A 20,337-nucleotide genomic window follows, 5' to 3' on the forward strand; every position below is an offset into this window, starting at 1 on the left:
CGTCAGCCCCGCTCCAGAACCAGCACCAACGCGGCCATCACGACATTGGCCGAAACCCGCGTCCCGATCCGCACCCGATGCCCGCCAGCCGGAAGGCCGTTGATCCGGAGGGTGTACACCCCGCCGCCCCGGTTGGTCATCGTGCGCATCGGACCGCCCTCCACCCCGGCGAAGACGGCGACCCGGTCGTGCCCCGGCACATCGGCAGGAACCGTGGCCCGGATCTCGTACGCCTCCCCCTCCACCAGAATCTCCGGCGCCTCCACCGAGAGCGGCACATCCTCGTCCTCCGAGCCCCGGTGCACCGGCGGTTCCGGAGTGAGCGAGGCGTAGAGGCTCTGGCGGACGCCCTTGTTGTTCTGGAGGGAGCCGTGCTTCTCCCACGGGGTGTACGCGTGCCGCCCCGACCCCACCGCGCGGCTGGAGAGATCGGGCACCCGTCCGTCGCCCCCCTCGTCCACCCCGTCGATGGTGAGCAGCGCGCGCAGCGTCTCGCCCTCCGCCTCGGCGGTCGTCGGCGTCGGCTGCCGCACCCCGCCGACCGGGACGTACTCCACCCCGTACCGCGCACCCGCCTCCGAGGCCCGCAGATCCGCATGGAACCGCCCCGCCTGGCGCAGCAACTCCCCGTCCACCCCGGGCAGCCCCGTGACCTCGCGCGCGTACCGCAGCGCCGGACCCCCGGCCGCCAGGCACGCGTAGTCCGGCGTGAGCTGGTGCAGCGACGGGAGGCTCCGGGCGAACGGCGTGAGGTCGAGGCCGACCGGGCCGATCCCGTACCGCATCCCGTTGACCAGGTACAGCAGCGCGTCCAGCGACCCCCGGTACGGCGTCCCCAGCGTGACCACCCGGCGTGTGACCTCCGCGCCCCCGCACTGCTCGACGTAGCTCCGGGTGACGAGGCCGCCCATCGAGTGGCAGAGGAAGACCACCTTCGCGTCCCGCCGGTCGGGGCGGGAGGCGCGCCAGCGGCCCAGCTCCTCGTCCACGCGCTCGGCCAGCCGTTCCGCGTTGTAGCGGCAGGAGAGCCGCCAGTCGTAGGCGAAGCCGACCAGGTTGGCCGGGGCGTCGGCCGCCTCGCCCGGCAGGCGGCGCTGGAGGGTGAAGTGCCGTTCCAGCCAGTTCAGCAGGCTGCTGTAACCGTCCACGGGCTTCCACACACCCGGCAGCGCGTGCACATCGGACATCAGCCCGGTGGGCCGCACACCGTCGCCGGGGTGCTCGTCGCCCAGGCGGGCCGGGAGCGTCAGGCCCTTGACCGAGTTGCCGAACGTACGGATGCCCCGCACCAGGGCCTTCCCCGAGGCCGCCCAGACCTCGTGCCCGTCCGCGTCCGCGAGCGTACTGCCGAGGATTCCCGGTACGACGACCACCAGATCCTCGGCCCTGCTGCGCTGTGTCATATGACTGTCCCCCGTATCCACACCGCCGAATGAGGACAGCAGCGTAGATACGGGGGACGGGGGTTCGGGCCGGTCCGGACAAAATCGGCCGCGTCCGGACCTTCCGTGTAAAGAGCCGCTACGGCAGCGCCAGCATCCGCTCCAGCGCCAGCTTCGCGTACTTCTCCGTCTCCGGGTCCACCACGATCCGGTTGACCTCCTTGCCCTCGGCCAGGGACTCCAGGGTCCAGACCAGGTGCGGCAGGTCGATGCGGTTCATCGTGGAGCAGAAGCAGACCGTCTTGTCGAGGAAGACGATCTCCTTGCCCTCGGGGGCGAAACGGTTCGCCAGACGCCGGACGAGGTTCAGCTCGGTGCCGATCGCCCACTTCGAGCCGGCCGGGGCCGCCTCCAGGGCCTTGATGATGTACTCCGTCGAGCCGACGTGGTCCGCGGCGGCCACGACCTCGTGCTTGCACTCGGGGTGCACCAGCACGTTGACGCCGGGAATGCGCTCGCGCACCTCGTTGACGGAGTCGACCGAGAAGCGGCCGTGCACCGAGCAGTGGCCGCGCCACAGGATCATCTTCGCGTTCCGCAGCTCCTCGGCGGTCAGGCCGCCGTTCGGCTTGTGCGGGTTGTAGAGGACGCAGTCCTCCAGGGACATGCCCATGTCCCGCACGGCGGTGTTGCGGCCCAGGTGCTGGTCGGGCAGGAAGAGCACCTTCTCGCCCTGCTCGAAGGCCCACTCCAGGGCCCGCTCGGCGTTGGACGAGGTGCAGATCGTGCCGCCGTGCCGGCCGGTGAACGCCTTGATGTCGGCGGAGGAGTTCATGTACGAGACGGGCACGACCTGCTCGGCGACACCCGCCTCGGTCAGCACGTCCCAGCACTCGGCGACCTGCTCGGCGGTGGCCATGTCGGCCATCGAGCAGCCCGCCGCCAGGTCGGGCAGCACGACCTTCTGGTCGTCGGTGGTGAGGATGTCCGCCGACTCGGCCATGAAGTGCACACCGCAGAAGACGATGTACTCCGCCTCCGGGCGGGCCGCGGCGTCCCGGGCGAGCTTGAAGGAGTCCCCGGTCACGTCCGCGAACTGGATGACTTCGTCGCGCTGGTAGTGGTGCCCCAGGACGAAGACCTTCTCGCCCAGCTTCTCCTTGGCCGCGCGGGCGCGTGCCACCAGGTCCGGGTCGGACGGGGAGGGCAGGTCGCCGGGGCACTCGACACCGCGCTCGCTCCTGGGGTCGGCCTCCCGGCCCAGCAGGAGCAGGGCGAGCGGCGTCGGCTGGACATCGAGATCCTGGACGGGGTGGGCCGTGGTCACGTCACGCACCCTTTCTTCTGCGGACTTCTCTGCGGAGAAAGCCTTTTCGTCTAATTGACGTTATCTATCATAGCCGCTTCACGTCACTTTGACGATGCCGGAAGTGTCAATGTGACGCATCCGCCCGCAGGACGGGTGTGCGAGCATGAAGGGAACAGGCAAGCGCTCGGCCCGGAATGAATCCGCGGCCCCGACGGTTGCAACGTCGGCAAGCAGTCTCCGTACAACCCGGGAGAGAAGCAGATGTCCGTATCGGACGAGACCACCACCGTGAGCGACGGCATCCTCCTGTCCGACGCCGCCGCAGCCAAGGTCAAGGCCCTGCTGGAGCAGGAAGGCCGTGACGACCTGGCACTGCGCGTCGCCGTCCAGCCCGGCGGCTGCTCGGGCCTGCGCTACCAGCTCTTCTTCGACGAGCGCTCCCTCGACGGCGACGTCGTCAAGGACTTCGACGGTGTGAAGGTCGTCACCGACCGCATGAGCGCCCCGTACCTGGGCGGCGCCTCGGTCGACTTCGTCGACACCATCGAGAAGCAGGGCTTCACCATCGACAACCCGAACGCCACGGGTTCCTGCGCCTGCGGCGACTCCTTCAGCTGAGTCGCACCACAGCGTCGAGGCGGCGGCCCCGGGACTTCGGTCCCGGGGCCGCCGCCGTTGTAAGAGGGTGGCTCAGGCGCGCGGCACCATCGAGCCCGACGCCTCGTCCACGACCTTCCGGCCGTCCAGCGGCCGTTCCAGCGTGACCGTACGGGTCAGCTCCTTCGCGATCATCACGCAGACCTTGCCCGGGTCCTTCTTCTCGGTCACGGTCACCCGGACCGCGTCCCCGTCCTCACGCGCGCTCGCCGTGTACGTACTGCACGCGCCGCCCCAGAACGTCACCGCGAGCGTCCGGCCGTCCGCGCTGTACGACTGGACCGCCCGGGCCTTCGTCGTGCCGTCGCCGTCCGGGGACTCACCCGGCACCGGCTCCCGCTTCAGGTACTCCGGGTCCACCGCCACCTGCGTGACCGTGGCACCGACGCCACCGGGCGGCTTCACCGAGAAGATCCACGACGGTACGAGCAGCTGCTTGCCGCCCGCCGTGTGCACCGCCAGGCCGAACACAGCCTTCTCCACCGTCACCGTCGTCGCGGGCCGCTCCGCACCGGTCTTCGCCCCGCAGCTCACCCCGTCCGACAGCGGGGCCGGCGAGGCGCACCCGCCGATCTCCCCGGCCGGCGGCTGAGCCGCGTTGAGCCGCTTCAGCGCCTCGGCCGCACCGATCACCGGATAGGCGTCGCCCTTCTCCAGGGCCTTCAGCTTTCCGGAGCCCCCGGTCACCTGGCCATCCGGGCCGACCTGGATGCCGGTCGCCCAGCCGTACGTGGGGAGCCCGTCCACCACCGGATCGGCGTTGACCACCCGGGCCGAACCCATGAGCTGGTGCGCGTCGAGCGCCGCGTCGTCCTGGCCCGCCGCCTTCAGCACCGGCGCGGCGGCGGCCTTCGCGGCCTTCTCGTCCACCGGCTGCCCGGAACCGCCCGGGGCCACCGCGCAGACGGCCCCCTTCTTGCAGTTGTCCGTTCCGCCGGAGCCGTACCGGGTGAAGGTCCAGCTCCCCGGCGCCTGCTTGTTCACCCGCAGCACCGGACCCGAGCCGTCCCCGTCGGAGCCGACCTTCCAGGAGGTGGCCTCCGACTGCGGGGCGCCCGAAAGGCCGAGCGCCTTCGCCAGCCGGGTGACCTCGGCGGCCGTGACCGTGCCCCCGGCGCGCTGGACGGCGGCCTTCGCCGGCCCGTCCGGCAGCTTCCCGGACGCGCGGTAGACCAGCCGGCCGCCGTGCGGATCGGGCTCACCGGGGGCGATGCCCTCGCGGGACGGGGCGGTCGGCGTCGCGGCGTCGTCCAGGGCCAGGGGCGGGGGAGTGGAGCCACCGCCGGACGCCGTGCTCGGTGTGTCGTCGCCGCCGTCCGCCGCGGTCGCGGCCCAGTACGCTCCGCCGCCACCGGCCAGCAGGACGGCGGCCGCCACCGAGGCCGCGACCAGCGGGGAACGCCGCCGGGTGGTGGTCACGTCGTTGTCGGGTCGCTCGGTGCTCACCGGATCGCTCCTTCGCCTGCATCGCCGTCGTGCGCCACGGCCGGCGCACGGCCCGCCGTGTGCGGCGGACAGGGCTGGGACGGATCAGCGAGGCAGCTGGTTCCCTAGGGGGTGTCTTGTCGATCAGGGTCGGATCAGGCCGAGGCGTCTGGTGCGGTGCATCGCAAGGCGCCGGAGCGTCTTGGCTGGGGTCTCCCCTGCTCGAACGGAGTTGAGAGCTTGGGGAAGGAGCTATTGGGGCGTTTCGACAACGCCGCGAGGTGCCGTGCCAGGCGTCGCGGACCCGGCCATGATCGGCAAGACACCCCCCTAGGGCCGGTCCTCCATCGCGTCGACCAGCCGGGCGGAGGCGGGCGGGACGGTGACCCCGTGGATCAGAGCGGGTGCGACGCGGGTAGGGGTGATCCTCGCGGGGACCACCCAGTGCGGAGCCATCCGTGCGCAGTCTCCGCGCAGCTCGGCCAGACCGGTCTCGGACTCGCGCGGGGCGATGTGGTTCGACATAACGGCACCGTAGGCACCACGGAGCCCGCGAAGAAAGCCCTACTATCGGGTAGTTTTTCCGCTTCGGCGCACGCGGGAGCGGGTAGCGTGAACTGTCACGTCACCCCGGGACGCGGACATCCGTTCCCCTCGACCTCCGCAGGAGACGTCTCCCCGTGCGTATCGCAGTCACCGGCTCCATCGCCACCGACCACCTCATGACCTTCCCCGGCCGCTTCGCCGACCAGCTGGTCGCCGACCAGCTGCACACGGTCTCGCTCTCCTTCCTGGTCGACAACCTGGACGTACGCCGGGGAGGGGTCGCCGCCAACATCTGCTTCGGCATGGGCCTGCTCGGCACCAAGCCGATCCTGGTCGGCGCGGCCGGCTCCGACTTCGACGAGTACCGCGCCTGGCTCGACCGGCACGGCGTGGACACCAGCGCGGTGCGGATCTCCGAGGTCCTGCACACCGCCCGCTTCGTCTGCACGACGGACGCCGACCACAACCAGATCGGCTCCTTCTACACCGGTGCCATGAGCGAGGCCCGCCTCATCGAGCTCAAGGCCGTCGCCGACCGCGTGGGCGGCCTCGACCTGGTCTCCATCGGCGCCGACGACCCGGAGGGCATGCTCCGCCACACCGAGGAGTGCCGTACGCGCGGCATCCCGTTCGCCGCCGACTTCTCGCAGCAGATCGCCCGCATGGACGGCGACGAGATCCGCATCCTCCTCGAAGGCGCCACGTACCTCTTCTCCAACGAGTACGAGAAGGGGCTCATCGAGTCCAAGACCGGCTGGACCGACGAGGAGATCCTCGGCAAGGTCGGCCACCGGGTCACCACGCTCGGCGCCCAGGGCGTGCGCATCGAGCGGGCCGGCGAGGAGCCGATCGAGGTCGGCTGCCCCGAGGAGAACGTCAAGGCCGACCCGACCGGAGTCGGCGACGCCTTCCGCGCCGGATTCCTCTCCGGCCTCGCCTGGGGCGTCGGCCTGGAGCGCGCCGCCCAGGTCGGCTGCATGCTCGCCACGCTCGTCATCGAGACCGTGGGCACCCAGGAGTACACCCTGCACCGCACGCACTTCATGGACCGCTTCACCAAGGCGTACGGCCACGAGGCCGCCGCCGAGGTCCACGCGCACCTCGCCTGACGCGTCGCTCGGTCACCCAGTCGCTCAGGAGAGCCGGCGGACCACATAGGCCGCGCCCCGGTCCGCCGGCTCCTCGCCCACGTACTCCTGCTCGCGCATCGCGCACCACGCCGGGATGTCCAGCCGGGCCGCCTCGTCGTCGGAGAGCACCGTCACCGTGGCGCCCACCGGCACCCCTCCGATCACCTTTGCGAGCTCGATCACCGGGATCGGGCACCGCTTCCCCAGCGCGTCGACCACCAGCGAGGCGTCCGGGGCGGGGGAGGAGGCCGCGGCCACCGGCGCGCCCAGCTTCTCGCGGACCCCGGCGACCAGGCCCGGCAGCACCTCCAGGAAGCGGTCGACGTCCTCCTCCGCGGTGCCCCGGGGGAGCGACACCCGGACGTTCCCCTCGGACAGGACGCCCATCGCCTTGAGCACATGGCTCGGCGTCAGCGTGCTGCTCGTACAGGACGAACCGGACGACACGGAGAAACCGGCCCGGTCCAGCTCCCCGAGCAAGGTCTCCCCGTCGACATAGAGACAGGAGAAGGTCACCAGATGCGGCAGCCGCCGCACCGGATCGCCGACCACCTCCACATCGGGCACCAGTGCGGGCACCCGGGCCCGGATCCGGTCCACCAGCGCCCGCAGCCGGGCTCCCTCGGCGTCCGCCTCCGCCCGCACCGCGCGCAGGGACGCGGCCGCCGCGACGATCGCCGGCAGGTTCTCGAACCCCGGCGCCCGCCCCGACTCCCGCTCGTCCGCGGGCCCCTGGGGCGCGAACCGGACCCCCTTGCGCACCGCGAGCAGCCCGACCCCGGCGGGCCCGCCCCACTTGTGCGCGCTGCCCGTCAGCAGCGACCAGCCCTCCGGCACCGGGCCCCAGACCAGCGACTGCGCGGCGTCCACCAGCAGCGGCACCCCGGCCGCCCGGCACAGCCCGGCCACCTCGGCCACCGGCTGCTCGGTGCCCACCTCGTGGCTGGCGGACTGGAGGCAGGCGAGCGCGGTGTCCTCGGTCAGCGCCCGCCCGAACGTCTCCGCGTCCGCCGCGCCGGTCCGCTCCACCGGGACCTGGTGGACGGTGCCGCCCCGGTCCTCGTGGTCCGCCGCCGCGTGGAGGACCGACGAGTGTTCGACCGCCGACACCACCAGACGGCGTCCGACACGCCGACGCCCGGCGAGCGCGCCGGAAATTCCGGAATGCACCGCCCGGGTTCCCGAAGAGGTGAAGGTGAGCTCGTCGGGACGGCACCCGACGCCCTCGGCCGCCGCCTCCCGGGCCGCGTCGAGAAGCAGCCGGGCGCGCCGCCCCTCGCGGTACAGCCGGGCCGGATCGGCCCAGCCCTCGTCCAGCGCGGCAAGCAGCGCCTGGCGGGCGACGGGGTGCAGGGGGGCGGCGGACGCCGCGTCGAAGTAGGGCACCCGGTCACGCTAGCCCGGAGCGCGAGCGCCCCCGCCGCCCGCCACCGGCCGTCCCTCCCGGTGGAGGGAGCGTCAGATGGCGGCCGGAGGCGCGAATTCCACCCCTTCGGGGAGTCGGGCGGCGCGTTGGGCACCCTCCCCGCGCGACCCCAAATAGCGTCCAGTAGGGTTTGGTCCGCATAAACATCCAAACCCCTGCCCGTACAGGGCCGGCGACCGACCACGAGACGGCCGCGCCGACCGTGCGGGCGAGACTCTCGGGAAGGCGCTACGTGAGTCCCAACGGCTCCGACCGCTCGTCGCGGCGCCCGATGCGGCGGAAGCTGCCGCAGGTGCTGACTGCGGGCCTGATCCTGGCGACCGCCACCGGTTGCACGTACAAGGACTTCCCCCGCCTTGGTATGCCCAAGCCGGTAACGGAAGAGGCCCCACGGATCCTTTCCCTCTGGCAGGGCTCGTGGGCGGCAGCGCTCGCCACGGGCGTCCTGGTCTGGGGCCTGATCCTGTGGAGCGTCATCTTCCACCGGCGCAGCCGCACCAAGGTGGAGGTACCTCCGCAGACCCGGTACAACATGCCCATCGAGGCGCTGTACACCGTGGTCCCCCTGATCATCGTCTCGGTGCTGTTCTACTTCACCGCCCGGGACGAGACGAAGCTCCTCACGCTCTCCCCGAAGCCCGCCCACACCATCAACGTGGTCGGCTACCAGTGGAGCTGGGGCTTCAACTACATCGAGAACGTGGACGGCTCCGCCGCCACGGGCAACGAGGTCCCCAAGGAGCTCGACGCCATCCCGAACAGGTTCCGCAAGGACTTCCCCAAGGGTGCGGACGGCGTCTACGACGTCGGCATCCCGGGCGACAGGAACCCGGACACCGGTAACCCGGGTCCCACCCTGTGGCTGCCCAAGGGGGAGAAGGTCCGTTTCATCCTGACTTCCCGTGACGTCATCCACTCCTTCTGGGTGGTGCCGTTCCTCATGAAGCAGGACGTCATTCCGGGCCACACCAACGCCTTCGAGGTGACCCCCACCGAGGAGGGCACCTTCCTCGGCAAGTGCGCCGAGCTCTGCGGCGTCGACCACTCCCGCATGCTCTTCAACGTCAAGGTCGTCTCCCCGGCGCAGTACCAGGCGCACCTCAAGGAGCTGGCGAAGAAGGGCCAGACGGGTTACGTGCCGGCCGGCATCGAGCAGACTGACCCGGCCAGGAATGCGGAGACGAACAAACTGTGAGCATCCTCAACGAACCTCAGGGTGCCGCGGCAGCAGACGACTCGTACGAGGACGAGCTGCCGGTCCGGCGCAAGCAGCCGGGAAACGTCGTCATCAAGTGGCTGACCACCACTGACCACAAGACGATCGGCACGATGTACCTGGTCACATCGTTCGCCTTCTTCTGCATCGGCGGCCTGATGGCGCTCTTCATGCGCGCCGAGCTGGCCCGGCCGGGCACGCAGATCATGTCGAACGAGCAGTTCAACCAGGCGTTCACGATGCACGGCACGATCATGCTGCTGATGTTCGCGACGCCGCTGTTCGCCGGTTTCGCGAACTGGATCATGCCGCTGCAGATCGGCGCGCCCGACGTGGCGTTCCCGCGGCTGAACATGTTCGCGTACTGGCTGTACCTCTTCGGCTCGATCATCGCGGTGGCGGGCTTCATCACCCCGCAGGGTGCTGCCGACTTCGGCTGGTTCGCCTACTCCCCGCTCTCGGACGCCGTCCGGTCGCCGGGTGTCGGCGCCGACATGTGGATCATGGGTCTGGCCTTCTCCGGCTTCGGCACGATCCTCGGCTCGGTCAACTTCATCACCACGATCATCTGCATGCGCGCGCCCGGCATGACGATGTTCCGCATGCCGATCTTCGTCTGGAACGTCCTGCTGACCGGTGTGCTGGTCCTGCTGGCCTTCCCGGTCCTGGCGGCCGCGCTGTTCGCCCTGGAGGCGGACCGCAAGTTCGGTGCCCATGTGTTCGACGCGGCCAACGGCGGCGCCTTGCTGTGGCAACACCTCTTCTGGTTCTTCGGCCATCCAGAGGTGTACATCATCGCCTTGCCGTTCTTCGGGATCATTTCCGAAGTGATCCCGGTGTTCAGCCGCAAGCCGATGTTCGGTTACATCGGCCTGGTGGCCGCGACGATCTCCATCGCCGGCCTCTCGGTGACCGTGTGGGCCCACCACATGTACGTCACCGGCGGTGTGCTCCTGCCGTTCTTCTCCTTCATGACGTTCCTCATCGCGGTGCCCACCGGGGTGAAGTTCTTCAACTGGATCGGCACGATGTGGAAGGGCTCGTTGTCCTTCGAGACACCGATGCTCTGGGCGATCGGCTTCCTGATCACCTTCACCTTCGGTGGTCTGACCGGCGTCATCCTGGCCTCGCCGCCGATGGACTTCCACGTCTCGGACTCGTACTTCGTGGTCGCGCACTTCCACTACGTCGTCTTCGGCACCGTGGTGTTCGCGATGTTCTCCGGATTCCACTTCTGGTGGCCGAAGTTCACCGGCAAGATGCTGGACGAGCGGCTGGGCAAGATCACCTTCTGGACGCTGTTCGTGGGCTTCCACGGCACGTTCCTGGTGCAGCACTGGCTGGGCGCGGAGGGCATGCCGCGGCGTTACGCGGACTACCTCGCCGCGGACGGCTTCACCGCGCTGAACACCATCTCGACCATCTCGTCGTTCCTGCTCGGCCTGTCGATCCTGCCGTTCTTCTACAACGTCTGGAAGACCGCCAAGTACGGCAAGAAGATCGAGGTGGACGACCCGTGGGGCTACGGCCGTTCGCTGGAGTGGGCGACCTCCTGCCCGCCGCCGCGGCACAACTTCCTCACGCTGCCCCGTATCCGCTCCGAATCCCCGGCGTTCGACCTGCACCACCCGGAGATCACCGCGCTGGAGCAGCTGGACCACGCCTCCGAGGGTGACAAGGCCCTCGCCGGCGGCAAGGAGGCCGGCAAGTGAAGATCCAGGGCAAGATGTTCCTCGGTCTGGCGCTGTTCATCCTGATCATGGCCATCACGTACGGCGTGTGGTCGAAGGAGCCGGTCGGCACCACCGCGCTGCTCCTGGCGTTCGGCCTGAGCGTGATGATCGGCTTCTACCTGGCCTTCACGGCCCGGCGGGTCGACGCGATGGCGCAGGACAACAAGGAGGCCGACGTCGCGGACGAGGCCGGCGAGGTGGGGTTCTTCTCCCCGCACAGCTGGCAGCCGCTCTCGCTGGCGATCGGCGGTGCCTTCGGCTTCATGGGCGTCGTCTTCGGCTGGTGGCTGCTGTTCTTCTCGGCGCCGCTCCTCCTGGTCGGCCTGTTCGGCTGGGTATTCGAGTACTACCGCGGTGAGAACCGGACCCAGTGAGACCGGCACGCCGGTAACACACTGCTCCACCTGACGGGGGGCCGACACTTCGACACGAAGTGGCCGGCCCCCCGTTTGCAGTCGTCCCGCGCGCTGAAACGGACGAATGTTCTTAGCGTGAGTCCATGAACCAGACGCCGCGCTTCCGTCCCGTAGTGAGCTGCACTCTGCTGGCCGCGACCTTGGTCGCCGGGGCGGCAGCCTGCGGGGACTCCGATGGTCACCCCCTGTCGGCCCAGCCGTTCGACGCCGCCGACGAGGTCTCCTTCAACACGCCCGACGGCGGCAAGAAGGTCGACCCCGACAAGCCCCTGGAGGTCCGGGTCGACGCCGACGACGGCCGGATCACCGACGTATCGGCCGTGGACGCCGCAGGACGCCATCTGGCGGGCGAACTCGACGCCGACGGGCACCGGTGGCACTCCACCGCCCCGCTGGCCGCAGGGACCCGTTACACCGTCAAGGTCCGTATGGAGGACGACGACGGGGCCCCCGGCACCCGCACGATGTCCTTCGACACGGCCAAGGCCACCAAGTTCCTCAAGGTCGCCTTCGGCCCCCAGGCGGGCACCTACGGCGTCGGCCAGCCCCTCGTCGCCACGCTCAGCGCCCCCGTCACGGACAACGCCTCACGCGCCACCGTCGAGCGCGGCCTGCGGGTCCGCTCCACGCCCTCGGTGACCGGCTCCTGGTACTGGGTCGACGACAAGACGCTGCACTACCGGCCCAAGGAGTACTGGCCGGCGAAGGCCAGCATCGAGGTGAGCTCCAACCTGACCGGCATAAAGGTCACCAACTCGCTCTACGGGGCGCCCACCAAGGCGCTCAAAATCACCACGGGGGACCGCATAGAGGCCATCACGGACGCCTCGGAGCACTCCATGACGGTGCTCCGCAACGGTGAGGTGATCAACACCATCCCAGTCACCACGGGCAAACCCGGGTTCGACACGCGCAACGGCGTCAAGGTCGTGCTCGGGAAGGAGCAGTACGTACGTATGCGCGGGGAATCCATCGGGATCGCCGCCGGGTCCTCCGACTCGTACGACCTCGATGTCTACTGGGCCACCCGGGTGACATGGAGCGGCGAATACGTGCACGCGGCGCCCTGGTCCACCGGCTCGCAGGGGTACGCCAACGTCAGCCACGGCTGCACCGGCATGAGCACCAGCGAGGCCGAATGGTTCTTCAACACCGTGCGCGAGGGCGACATCGTCAGCGTCGTCGGCAGCGACGGCGAGACGATGACGCCCTTCGACAACGGCTACGGCGACTGGAACCTGTCCTGGGCCAAGTGGCAGAAGGGCAGCGCGTTGAACAACGACACCACCGCGCCGCGGGTCGACACGGTCAAGGCGGCGCGGCTGCGCCCCCAGGTCTGACCGTGCGACCGGTCCGTGGGGGCTCAGGCCCCCACGGACAGCCGCGTACGCAGCAGGGCGGCCAGGGAGTCCGCGAACTCCACGGGCTCCACCGGCAGCGTCACCGCGGCGTCCGCACGGCTCCAGGTGGCCAGCCAGGCGTCCTGCGGGCGCCCGATGAGGACCAGGACCGGCGGGCAGCGGAAGATCTCGTCCTTGATCTGCCGGCAGACGCCCATACCGCCCGCCGGAGCGGTCTCACCGTCCAGCACGCAGGCGTCGATCCCCCCGCGCTCCAGGGCGTCCAGGACGGCGGGCAGCGTCGCGCACTCCAGGAACTCCACCGGCGGCACGTCCGCCGCGGGCCTGCGCCCTGCTGCCAGCCTCACCTGCTCACGGGTGTGCGCGTTGTCGCTGTAGACCAGGACCGTGGCGGTCGGCTGCATGGTTCCTCCGTGACATCCGTGTCTTCGGGGCACTCGGGGCCCCCGGGGAACGAGAGCCGTCCGATGCGCGGATCGTACTCCGCCCGACAGCGTGTCAGCACCGGTTCGCACCGGCCTTCCCTGGGCCGTTCGGGCAGGACACACCCCTCTGACACACCGAACGGCACCCCCCGGAGTGAGGGCGGGATAAGCGACCGACATAATGTCGGTCGTGGCGACAGCAACGACAGTAGAAACCGGGCACGCGCACCCGTCGGTCAATCGGCCGAACCTCACCAGCGTCGGAACCATCATCTGGTTGAGCTCCGAGCTGATGTTCTTCGCGGCCCTCTTCGCGATGTACTTCACCCTGCGATCGGTGACCGGACCGGAACACTGGAAGGAAATGGCGTCCGCCCTGAACTTCCCGTTCTCGGCGACGAACACCACGATCCTGGTGCTCTCCTCACTCACCTGCCAGCTCGGCGTCTTCGCCGCGGAGCGGGGCGATGTGAAGAAGCTCCGTGCGTGGTTCGTGATCACTTTCGTGATGGGTTCGATCTTCATCGGAGGCCAGGTCTTCGAGTACACCGAGCTGGTGAAGAAGGACGGCCTCTCGCTGTCCTCCGACCCGTACGGCTCGGTGTTCTACCTGACCACCGGCTTCCACGGTCTGCATGTGACGGGCGGTCTCATCGCCTTCCTGCTCGTTCTGGGCAGGACGTACGCGGCCAAGAGGTTCACCCATGAACAGGCGACCGCCGCCATCGTCGTGTCCTATTACTGGCACTTCGTCGATGTCGTGTGGATCGGCCTCTTCGCCACGATCTACATGATCAAGTAACCGGGCCCGAGCCCGAACCACATCCAGCATCGACGCAGAAGATCCTGACACCGGGGTAATCCGTGAAAAAGCTCTCCGCACGACGACGCCATCCGTTGGCGGCGGTCGTCGTACTACTCCTCGCGCTGGCGGCCACCGGGGGGCTGTACGCCGCGTTCGCGCCCGCGAGTAAGGCGCAGGCCGACGACACCGCCCAGTCCCTCGCCATCGACGAGGGCAAGAAGCTGTACTCCGTCGGTTGCGCCAGCTGCCACGGAACCGGCGGTCAGGGCACCTCCGACGGGCCGCAGCTTGTCGGCGTGGGCTCCGCCGCCGTGGACTTCCAGGTCGGTACGGGCCGCATGCCCGCCCAGCAGCCGGGCGCCCAGGTACCGAAGAAGAAGGTCATTTACAGCCAGGCCGAGATCGACCAGCTCGCGGCCTACGTCGCGTCGCTCGGCGCCGGTCCGGTCGTCCCGACCAAGAGCCAGGTCAGCCCTGAGGGTGCGGACATCGCCAAGGGTGGCGACCTGTTCCGTACCAACTGTGCGCAGTGCCACAACTTCACCGGCAAGGGTGGCGCGCTGACGAACGGCAAGTACGCGCCGGACCTGGACGGCGTGAGCCCGAAGCACATCTACGAGGCCATGCTGACCGGCCCGCAGAGCATGCCGTCCTTCCCGGACTCGACGATGCCCGAGAAGCAGAAGCGGGACATCATCGCCTACGTCAAGACCGTGAACGGCTCCGAAGCCGAGTCCCCCGGCGGCCTCGCTCTCGGCGGCCTGGGTCCGGTCAGCGAGGGCCTGTTCGGCTGGATCTTCGGTCTGGGCGGTCTGATCGCAGTTGCCATTTGGGTCGCGGCCCACACCGCTAAGGCCAAGAAGTCATGAGTAGCCAAGAGATTCCAGAAGAGAACCTGCCCGACGAGCAGGGCGCCGCGCACGGCGCGGTAGAATCGGCGCACGACGACCCGTTCGCCGACCCGGGGCTGCCGGCCCACAGGCCGCGCATCCAGGACATCGACGAGCGGGCCGCGAAGCGCTCCGAGCGCACCGTCGCGACCATGTTCCTGTTGTCCATGCTGGCGACGGTGGGCTTCATCGCCTCCTACGTCATCTTCCCGGTCGACAAGATCGTCTTCATCTTCCCGTTCGGTCATGTCAGCGCGCTCAACTTCTCCCTGGGTCTGACCCTGGGCCTGGCGCTCTTCCTGATCGGCGCGGGCGCCGTCCACTGGGCGCGCACCCTGATGTCCGACGTCGAGGTCGCCGACGACCGGCACGCCATCGAGGCGACGCCGGAGGTCAAGGCGAAGGTCCTGTCGGACTTCGCGGACGGCGCCCGGGAGTCCGCGCTCGGCCGTCGCAAGCTGATCCGCAACACCATGTTCGGCGCGCTGGCCCTGGTGCCGCTCTCCGGCGTGATGCTGCTGCGCGACCTGGGTCCGCTGCCGGAGAAGAAGCTCCGCAAGACCCTGTGGGCCGAGGGCAAGCAGCTCGTCAACATGAACACGATGGAGCCGCTGCGTCCCGAGGACGTGGTCGTCGGTTCGCTGACCTTCGCCATGCCCGAGGGCCTGGAGGAGCACGACGAGGACTTCCAGACGCAGATCGCCAAGGCCGCCCTGATGATCATCCGCATCGAGCCGGACGACATCAAGGACAAGCGCGAGCGCGAGTGGGCGCACGAGGGCATCGTGGCCTTCTCGAAGATCTGCACGCACGTCGGCTGCCCGATCAGCCTGTACGAGCAGCAGACGCACCACGTGCTCTGCCCGTGCCACCAGTCCACCTTCGACCTCTCCGACGGCGCCCGCGTCATCTTCGGTCCGGCCGGCCACGCCCTCCCGCAGCTGCGGATCGGCGTGAACAGCGAGGGCAACCTCCAGGCGCTCGGTGACTTCGAAGAGCCCGTCGGTCCTGCATTCTGGGAGCGCGGATGAGTACTGCGACGAACACACCCGGCGCCTCCGCGCCGGGCAACCGCAAGGCGCCCGCCGGTGAGCGGGTGGCCGACTGGGCGGACGGCCGGCTGGGGATCTACTCCCTCGCCAAGGCCAACATGCGCAAGATCTTCCCGGACCACTGGTCCTTCATGCTCGGTGAGATCTGCCTCTACAGCTTCATCATCATCATCCTCACGGGTGTGTATCTGACGCTGTTCTTCCACCCGAGCATGAACGAGGTCGTCTACCACGGCCCGTACGAGCCCATGCAGGGCATCCGGATGTCGGAGGCGTACGCCTCGACGCTGAACATCAGCTTCGACGTCCGCGGTGGTCTGCTGGTCCGGCAGATCCACCACTGGGCCGCGGTCATCTTCCTGGCCGGCATGTTCGTGCACATGATGCGCGTCTTCTTCACCGGCGCGTACCGCAAGCCGCGCGAGATCAACTGGCTGTTCGGCTTCCTGCTGTTCGTCCTCGGCATGTTCACCGGCTTCACCGGTTACTCGCTGCCGGACGACCTGCTCTCCGGCACCGGTGTCCGCTTCACCCAGGGCGCGATCCTGTCGACGCCGATCGTCGGTACGTACATCTCGATGTTCCTGTTCGGCGGGGAGTTCCCCGGCGGCGACATCATCGCGAGGTTCTACTCGATCCACATCCTGCTGCTGCCGGGCATCATGCTCGGGCTCGTGGTCGGCCACCTGATCCTGGTCTTCTACCACAAGCACACCCAGTTCGCGGGTCCCGGACGGACCAACAAGAACGTCGTCGGCATGCCCCTGCTGCCGGTGTACATGGCGAAGGCCGGCGGGTTCTTCTTCCTGGTCTTCGGCTTCATCGCGATCGTCGCGGCGATCGCCTCGATCAACCCGATCTGGGCCATCGGCCCGTACCGCCCCGACCAGGTGTCCACGGGCGCCCAGCCGGACTGGTACATGGGCTTCGCCGAGGGCTTCGTCCGAGTGATGCCGGGCTGGGAGATCAACCTCTGGGGCCACACGCTGGTCCTGGGTGTCTTCATCCCGCTCGTTCTGTTCGGTGTGGTGCTCGGTGCGCTGGCCCTGTGGCCGTTCATCGAGTCCTGGATCACCGGCGACAAGCGCGAGCACCACATCCTGGACAAGCCGCGCAACGCGCCGACCCGGACGGCCCTCGGTGTCGCCTGGGTGACGATCTACTTCGTCATGCTGATCGGTGGCGGCAACGACATCTGGGCGACGCACTTCCACCTGTCGCTCAACTCGATCAGCTGGTTCGTCCGTATCGCCTTCTTCGTCGGCCCGGTCATCGCGTTCGTCGCGACCCGGCGGATCTGCCTCGGCCTCCAGCGCCGCGACAAGGAGAAGGTGCTGCACGGCCGCGAGTCGGGTCTCATCAAGCGCCTGCCGCACGGTGAGTTCGTCGAGGTCCACGAGCCGCTGTCGCCGGAGGCCCGGTACGCGCTCACCGCGCACGAGCAGTACAAGCCGCTCGAGATCGGCCCGACGGTCGACGAGAACGGTGTCGAGCGCAAGGTCTCCAGGATCACCAAGGTCCGGGCGCGGCTCAGCAAGAGCCTGTACGGCGAGAGCAGCCAGATCGCCAAGCCCACCGCCGAGGAGTACAAGGAGATCACCAGCGGCCACGGCCACCACTGATCACCCGTTCTGATCGCCACGGCGAGAGCCCCGTCCATTCGATGGACGGGGCTCTTTGCCGTCCCGGGGGCTCGATAGGGTGGAGCCGATCCCTTATCGGCTGTGGACCCCAGGAGCGGACCATGAACGTTGTGACCCCGGACGGCGGCGACAGCGTGGCGGCCTTCTCCTGGCCCGGCGTGCTGACCCCCCTGCTGCGCGGCGAGGACCTGGGCTCCGACGCCACCGCCTGGGCCATGGACCGCATCATGAGCGGCGAGGCGACCGATGTGCAGATCGCCGGATTCGCGGTCGCCCTGCGTGCCAAGGGCGAGACGGTCACCGAGGTCTCCGGCCTGGTCCGCGCGATGTACGAGCACGCCACGACCATCGAGGTCCCCGGCCGCACCGTCGACATCGTCGGCACCGGGGGCGACATGGCCAAGACCGTCAACATCTCCACGATGTCCGCGATCGTCGTGGCCGGCACCGGCGCGAAGGTCGTCAAGCACGGCAGCCGCGCCTCCTCGTCGGCCAGCGGCTCGTCCGACGTGCTCGGGAAGCTCGGCGTCAACCTGGAGCTGACCCCCCGGCGCGTCGTGGAGGTGGCCGAGGAGGCGGGCATCACCTTCTGCTTCGCGGTGAAGTTCCACCCCGCCCTGCGCCACGCGGCCAAGGCGCGTGCGGAGCTGGGCGCGCCCACCACGTTCAACATCCTGGGCCCGCTCACCAACCCGGCCCGGGTGCGCTCCCAGGCGATCGGGGTCGCCGATCTGCGCATGGCCCCCATCGTCGCGGGCGTCCTCGCCGAGCGCGGCAACTCCGCGCTGGTCTTCCGGGGCGACGACGGCCTGGACGAGCTCACCACCACGGCGACCTCGCGGGTCTGGGTGGCCCGGGACGGCGTGGTCCGCGAGGACACCTTCGACCCGCGCGACGTGGGCGTCGAGCTGGTCCCGGTGGAGGCGCTGCGCGGCGCCGACGCCTCGTACAACGCGGATGTGGCACGCCGGCTGCTGGCCGGGGAGACCGGTCCGGTACGGGACGCCGTGCTGCTCAACTCGGCGGCGGCGCTGGTCGCGCTGGACCCGGGGGACGCGCCGCTCACCGAGCAGATCCGGGCCGGTATGGCGAAGGCCGCCGAGTCCATCGACTCGGGCGAGGCCGGGCGGGCGCTGGAGAGATGGGTCGTCGCCAGCAACGCGTGAGCGCGTCGGTGTGAGGCAGGGCGCAGTCCGGATCGCGGACTGCGCCTTGCGCGCTCCCGTACGTATGGCAAGATGCTGCGCAGGTCATGAGTGACAGCGACTACGGCCCCGGCCCGCTGTCCGGCAACCCTCCGTCCGTGGCGGGGTGCCCCGGGTGAAGACCGGGCCGCAGGCAGCGAGGTCTGTGGCAAGCGCGGACCCCTCGACGTCGCGTGACGTCCACCCGTGGGGTCCTTGGTCCTCAGGGAGCCTCTTGTGAGCAAGCGAATGCGTTAGGGCCTCAGGCCCTGTTCCGCACACCCCCTCTTTCTTTCACTCCGTGCTGCCGTGTCTCTGCCGGTACGCGGAATTCGCCTGCCTGTTACGGGAGTCCGCCATGTCTGTCTTCACCGTTGCCGCCGACCAGTCCCTCTGTGCCCCGCTGCCGGTTCTGGGCGAGGATGTCCTCGTCCCGCTGGTCACCGGTGGGGAGGTCGGCTACGCCGCGCTGGACTACGCGGCGAGCGCCCCGGCGCTGAAGCGGGTCTGGGACGACGTGGCCGCCTACGCGCCGTACTACGGCAGCGTGCACCGCGGCGCCGGGTACCTCTCGCAGCTGTCCACGGACCTCTTCGAGTCCAGCCGGGCCACCGTGGCGGAGTTCCTGGGCTGCCGCCCCGAGGACCAGGTGGTCTTCACCCGGTCCACCACGGACTCGCTGAACCTGCTGGCCGCCGCGCTGCCCGCCGACTGCCAGGTCTTCGTCTTCGAGACCGAGCACCACGCCTCGCTGCTGCCCTGGCGCGACGCCCGCGTCACCTACCTGAACGCCCCGCGCACCCCCGCCGAGGCCGTCGCCACGCTGGAGCGGGCCCTCACGGACCGGGAGCCCCACGGCCCCGCGCTGGTCTGCGTCACCGGCGCCTCCAACGTGACCGGCGAGCTGTGGCCCGTACGGGAGCTGGCCGCCGCCGCACACGCGCACGGCGCCCGGATCGTCCTGGACGCCGCCCAGCTCGCCCCGCACCACCCCGTGGACATCACGGAGCTGGACGTCGACTGGGTCGCCTTCTCCGGGCACAAGCTGTACGCCCCGTTCGGCTCGGGCGTCCTGGCCGGCCGGGCCGACTGGCTGCGCGAGGCGGAGCCGTACCTGGCGGGCGGCGGTGCGTCCCGCACGGTGGCCCGGCGCACGGACGGCGGCGTGGACGTGGAGTGGCACACCACGGCCGCCCGGCACGAGGCCGGCTCGCCCAACGTCATCGGCGTCTACTCCATCGCCTCCGCCTGCAAGGCGCTCACCGAGGCCGGGTTCGACCGGCTGGTCGCCCGCGAGCAGCGTCTCGTCGCCGAGGTCCTGACGGGGCTGGCCGAGGTCCCCGAGGTGAAGGTGCTCTCGCTGTTCGGCGACGACGCGCCGAGGGTCGGCGTGATCTCGTTCGTGGTGGAGGGCTGGAACAGCTCCCACTTCGCCGCCGCCCTCTCCGCCGAGTACGGCATCGGGGTGCGCGACGGCCTCTTCTGCGCCCACCCGCTCGTGCGCACCCTGCTCGGCAGCGACCCGGGTGAGGCGGGGGAGTGCGGCGCGCCGGAGGCGGAGCCGGGGGAGCGGTCCCTGAACGCGATCCGGGTCAGCTTCGGCGCCGGGACCCCGGACGAGCACGTCGAGCGCTTCCTGCGCGCGGTCCGGGAGCTGGTGAGCGACGGGGCGCGCTGGAAGTACCGCACCGAGGACGGCCGTTGCGTGCCGGACCGGGGCGCCGCCCAGATCTGAGG

Annotated in this window: 18 protein-coding genes and 1 riboswitch; of the genes, 12 read left to right on the plus strand and 6 right to left on the minus strand. The window is 69.7% G+C overall.

Annotated elements, in window-relative coordinates:
* Nucleotides 1–2: 2 nt before the first annotated feature.
* Together ACFZAT_RS06025 and nadA are read right to left on the minus strand one after the other, a co-directional pair.
* Nucleotides 3–1,403, minus strand: a complete 1,401-nt coding sequence (locus ACFZAT_RS06025; RefSeq protein ID WP_391260769.1) for a hypothetical protein — start codon at nt 1,401–1,403, stop codon at nt 3–5.
* 118 nt (nt 1,404–1,521) lie between these two features.
* Nucleotides 1,522–2,718: a quinolinate synthase NadA gene (gene nadA / locus ACFZAT_RS06030; protein WP_391260772.1), complete on the minus strand. Its 1,197-nt coding sequence runs from the start codon at nt 2,716–2,718 to the stop codon at nt 1,522–1,524.
* A 234-nt stretch (nt 2,719–2,952) separates the two neighbouring features.
* On the opposite strand from nadA, the gene ACFZAT_RS06035 reads away from it, so the two are divergent.
* Complete coding sequence (locus ACFZAT_RS06035; RefSeq protein WP_018103583.1) at nt 2,953–3,309, plus strand: iron-sulfur cluster assembly accessory protein; 357 nt, start codon at nt 2,953–2,955, stop codon at nt 3,307–3,309.
* Between the two features lie 72 nt (nt 3,310–3,381).
* Here ACFZAT_RS06035 and ACFZAT_RS06040 read toward each other — a convergent pair whose 3' ends face one another.
* On the minus strand, nt 3,382–4,794 hold the full coding sequence (locus ACFZAT_RS06040) for a hypothetical protein (RefSeq protein WP_391260775.1): 1,413 nt from the start codon (nt 4,792–4,794) through the stop codon (nt 3,382–3,384).
* Nucleotides 4,795–5,103: 309 nt separating this feature from the next.
* On the minus strand, nt 5,104–5,298 hold the full coding sequence (locus ACFZAT_RS06045) for a hypothetical protein (protein WP_391260778.1): 195 nt from the start codon (nt 5,296–5,298) through the stop codon (nt 5,104–5,106).
* A 155-nt stretch (nt 5,299–5,453) separates the two neighbouring features.
* Here ACFZAT_RS06045 and ACFZAT_RS06050 point away from each other — a divergent pair, with 155 nt between their 5' ends.
* Complete coding sequence (locus tag ACFZAT_RS06050) at nt 5,454–6,428, plus strand: PfkB family carbohydrate kinase (RefSeq protein ID WP_391260781.1); 975 nt, start codon at nt 5,454–5,456, stop codon at nt 6,426–6,428.
* Nucleotides 6,429–6,452: 24 nt separating this feature from the next.
* Here ACFZAT_RS06050 and ACFZAT_RS06055 read toward each other — a convergent pair whose 3' ends face one another.
* A complete protein-coding gene (locus ACFZAT_RS06055) occupies nt 6,453–7,835 on the minus strand; it encodes an aminotransferase class V-fold PLP-dependent enzyme (protein ID WP_391260784.1) in 1,383 nt (460 codons plus the stop codon).
* 272 nt (nt 7,836–8,107) lie between these two features.
* On the opposite strand from ACFZAT_RS06055, the gene coxB reads away from it, so the two are divergent.
* The 4 genes from coxB to ACFZAT_RS06075 all read left to right on the plus strand — a co-directional run bounded on the left by coxB (nt 8,108) and on the right by ACFZAT_RS06075 (nt 12,580).
* The gene (coxB, locus tag ACFZAT_RS06060) at nt 8,108–9,070 is read left to right on the plus strand and encodes a cytochrome c oxidase subunit II (protein WP_073968134.1); all 963 of its coding nucleotides are present in this window, start codon (nt 8,108–8,110) and stop codon (nt 9,068–9,070) included.
* Nucleotides 9,067–10,803 carry a cytochrome c oxidase subunit I gene (ctaD, locus tag ACFZAT_RS06065; protein ID WP_391260789.1) on the plus strand — a complete coding sequence of 579 codons (1,737 nt, stop codon included), beginning with the start codon at nt 9,067–9,069 and terminating at the stop codon, nt 10,801–10,803. The genes coxB and ctaD overlap by 4 nt, the downstream gene beginning before the upstream one ends.
* The gene (locus tag ACFZAT_RS06070) at nt 10,800–11,198 is read left to right on the plus strand and encodes a cytochrome c oxidase subunit 4 (protein ID WP_391260792.1); all 399 of its coding nucleotides are present in this window, start codon (nt 10,800–10,802) and stop codon (nt 11,196–11,198) included. The genes ctaD and ACFZAT_RS06070 overlap by 4 nt, the downstream gene beginning before the upstream one ends.
* Nucleotides 11,199–11,323: 125 nt before the next feature.
* Nucleotides 11,324–12,580, plus strand: a complete 1,257-nt coding sequence (locus ACFZAT_RS06075) for an Ig-like domain-containing protein (RefSeq protein ID WP_391260795.1) — start codon at nt 11,324–11,326, stop codon at nt 12,578–12,580.
* Nucleotides 12,581–12,603: 23 nt separating this feature from the next.
* On the opposite strand, the gene ACFZAT_RS06080 is transcribed toward ACFZAT_RS06075, so the two are convergent.
* Nucleotides 12,604–13,005, minus strand: coding sequence for a hypothetical protein (locus tag ACFZAT_RS06080; RefSeq protein WP_391260798.1), 402 nt, complete (start codon nt 13,003–13,005; stop codon nt 12,604–12,606).
* 202 nt (nt 13,006–13,207) lie between these two features.
* Between ACFZAT_RS06080 and ACFZAT_RS06085 the strand changes: the two genes are divergently transcribed.
* The 6 genes from ACFZAT_RS06085 (at nt 13,208) to ACFZAT_RS06110 (ending at nt 20,335) form a co-directional block, all read left to right on the plus strand.
* Nucleotides 13,208–13,828, plus strand: a complete 621-nt coding sequence (locus tag ACFZAT_RS06085; RefSeq protein ID WP_026171689.1) for a heme-copper oxidase subunit III — start codon at nt 13,208–13,210, stop codon at nt 13,826–13,828.
* 62 nt (nt 13,829–13,890) lie between these two features.
* Nucleotides 13,891–14,700, plus strand: a complete 810-nt coding sequence (locus ACFZAT_RS06090; protein WP_391260801.1) for a c-type cytochrome — start codon at nt 13,891–13,893, stop codon at nt 14,698–14,700.
* Entirely contained in the window at nt 14,697–15,752 is a 1,056-nt protein-coding gene (locus ACFZAT_RS06095) for a Rieske 2Fe-2S domain-containing protein (RefSeq protein ID WP_391260804.1), read from the plus strand. The genes ACFZAT_RS06090 and ACFZAT_RS06095 overlap by 4 nt, the downstream gene beginning before the upstream one ends.
* The gene (locus ACFZAT_RS06100; protein ID WP_391260807.1) at nt 15,749–17,395 is read left to right on the plus strand and encodes a cytochrome b N-terminal domain-containing protein; all 1,647 of its coding nucleotides are present in this window, start codon (nt 15,749–15,751) and stop codon (nt 17,393–17,395) included. Before ACFZAT_RS06095 ends, ACFZAT_RS06100 begins: the two co-directional genes overlap by 4 nt.
* Before the next feature lie 122 nt (nt 17,396–17,517).
* Nucleotides 17,518–18,582 (plus strand): anthranilate phosphoribosyltransferase, encoded by a 1,065-nt coding sequence (gene trpD, locus ACFZAT_RS06105; protein ID WP_391260808.1) that lies wholly within the window; start codon nt 17,518–17,520, stop codon nt 18,580–18,582.
* An 82-nt stretch (nt 18,583–18,664) separates the two neighbouring features.
* Nucleotides 18,665–18,782, plus strand: a riboswitch (SAM riboswitch).
* 176 nt (nt 18,783–18,958) lie between these two features.
* Entirely contained in the window at nt 18,959–20,335 is a 1,377-nt protein-coding gene (locus tag ACFZAT_RS06110) for an aminotransferase class V-fold PLP-dependent enzyme (protein ID WP_391260811.1), read from the plus strand.
* The last annotated feature ends 2 nt before the right edge of the window (nt 20,336–20,337 follow it).

The organism is Streptomyces sp. NPDC008163 (assembly GCF_042956885.1).
GTDB lineage: Bacteria > Actinomycetota > Actinomycetes > Streptomycetales > Streptomycetaceae > Streptomyces > Streptomyces drozdowiczii_A.

Coding starts and splice junctions, on each gene's coding strand:
- ACFZAT_RS06085 (WP_026171689.1), top strand. CDS start 13,208: ATGTCGGTCGTGGCGACAGCAACGACAGTAGAAACCGGGCACGCGCAC.
- ACFZAT_RS06080 (WP_391260798.1), bottom strand. CDS start 13,005: ATGCAGCCGACCGCCACGGTCCTGGTCTACAGCGACAACGCGCACACC.
- ACFZAT_RS06025 (WP_391260769.1), bottom strand. CDS start 1,403: ATGACACAGCGCAGCAGGGCCGAGGATCTGGTGGTCGTCGTACCGGGA.
- ACFZAT_RS06045 (WP_391260778.1), bottom strand. CDS start 5,298: ATGTCGAACCACATCGCCCCGCGCGAGTCCGAGACCGGTCTGGCCGAG.
- ACFZAT_RS06075 (WP_391260795.1), top strand. CDS start 11,324: ATGAACCAGACGCCGCGCTTCCGTCCCGTAGTGAGCTGCACTCTGCTG.
- trpD (WP_391260808.1), top strand. CDS start 17,518: ATGAACGTTGTGACCCCGGACGGCGGCGACAGCGTGGCGGCCTTCTCC.
- ACFZAT_RS06095 (WP_391260804.1), top strand. CDS start 14,697: ATGAGTAGCCAAGAGATTCCAGAAGAGAACCTGCCCGACGAGCAGGGC.
- ACFZAT_RS06100 (WP_391260807.1), top strand. CDS start 15,749: ATGAGTACTGCGACGAACACACCCGGCGCCTCCGCGCCGGGCAACCGC.
- ACFZAT_RS06110 (WP_391260811.1), top strand. CDS start 18,959: ATGTCTGTCTTCACCGTTGCCGCCGACCAGTCCCTCTGTGCCCCGCTG.
- ACFZAT_RS06035 (WP_018103583.1), top strand. CDS start 2,953: ATGTCCGTATCGGACGAGACCACCACCGTGAGCGACGGCATCCTCCTG.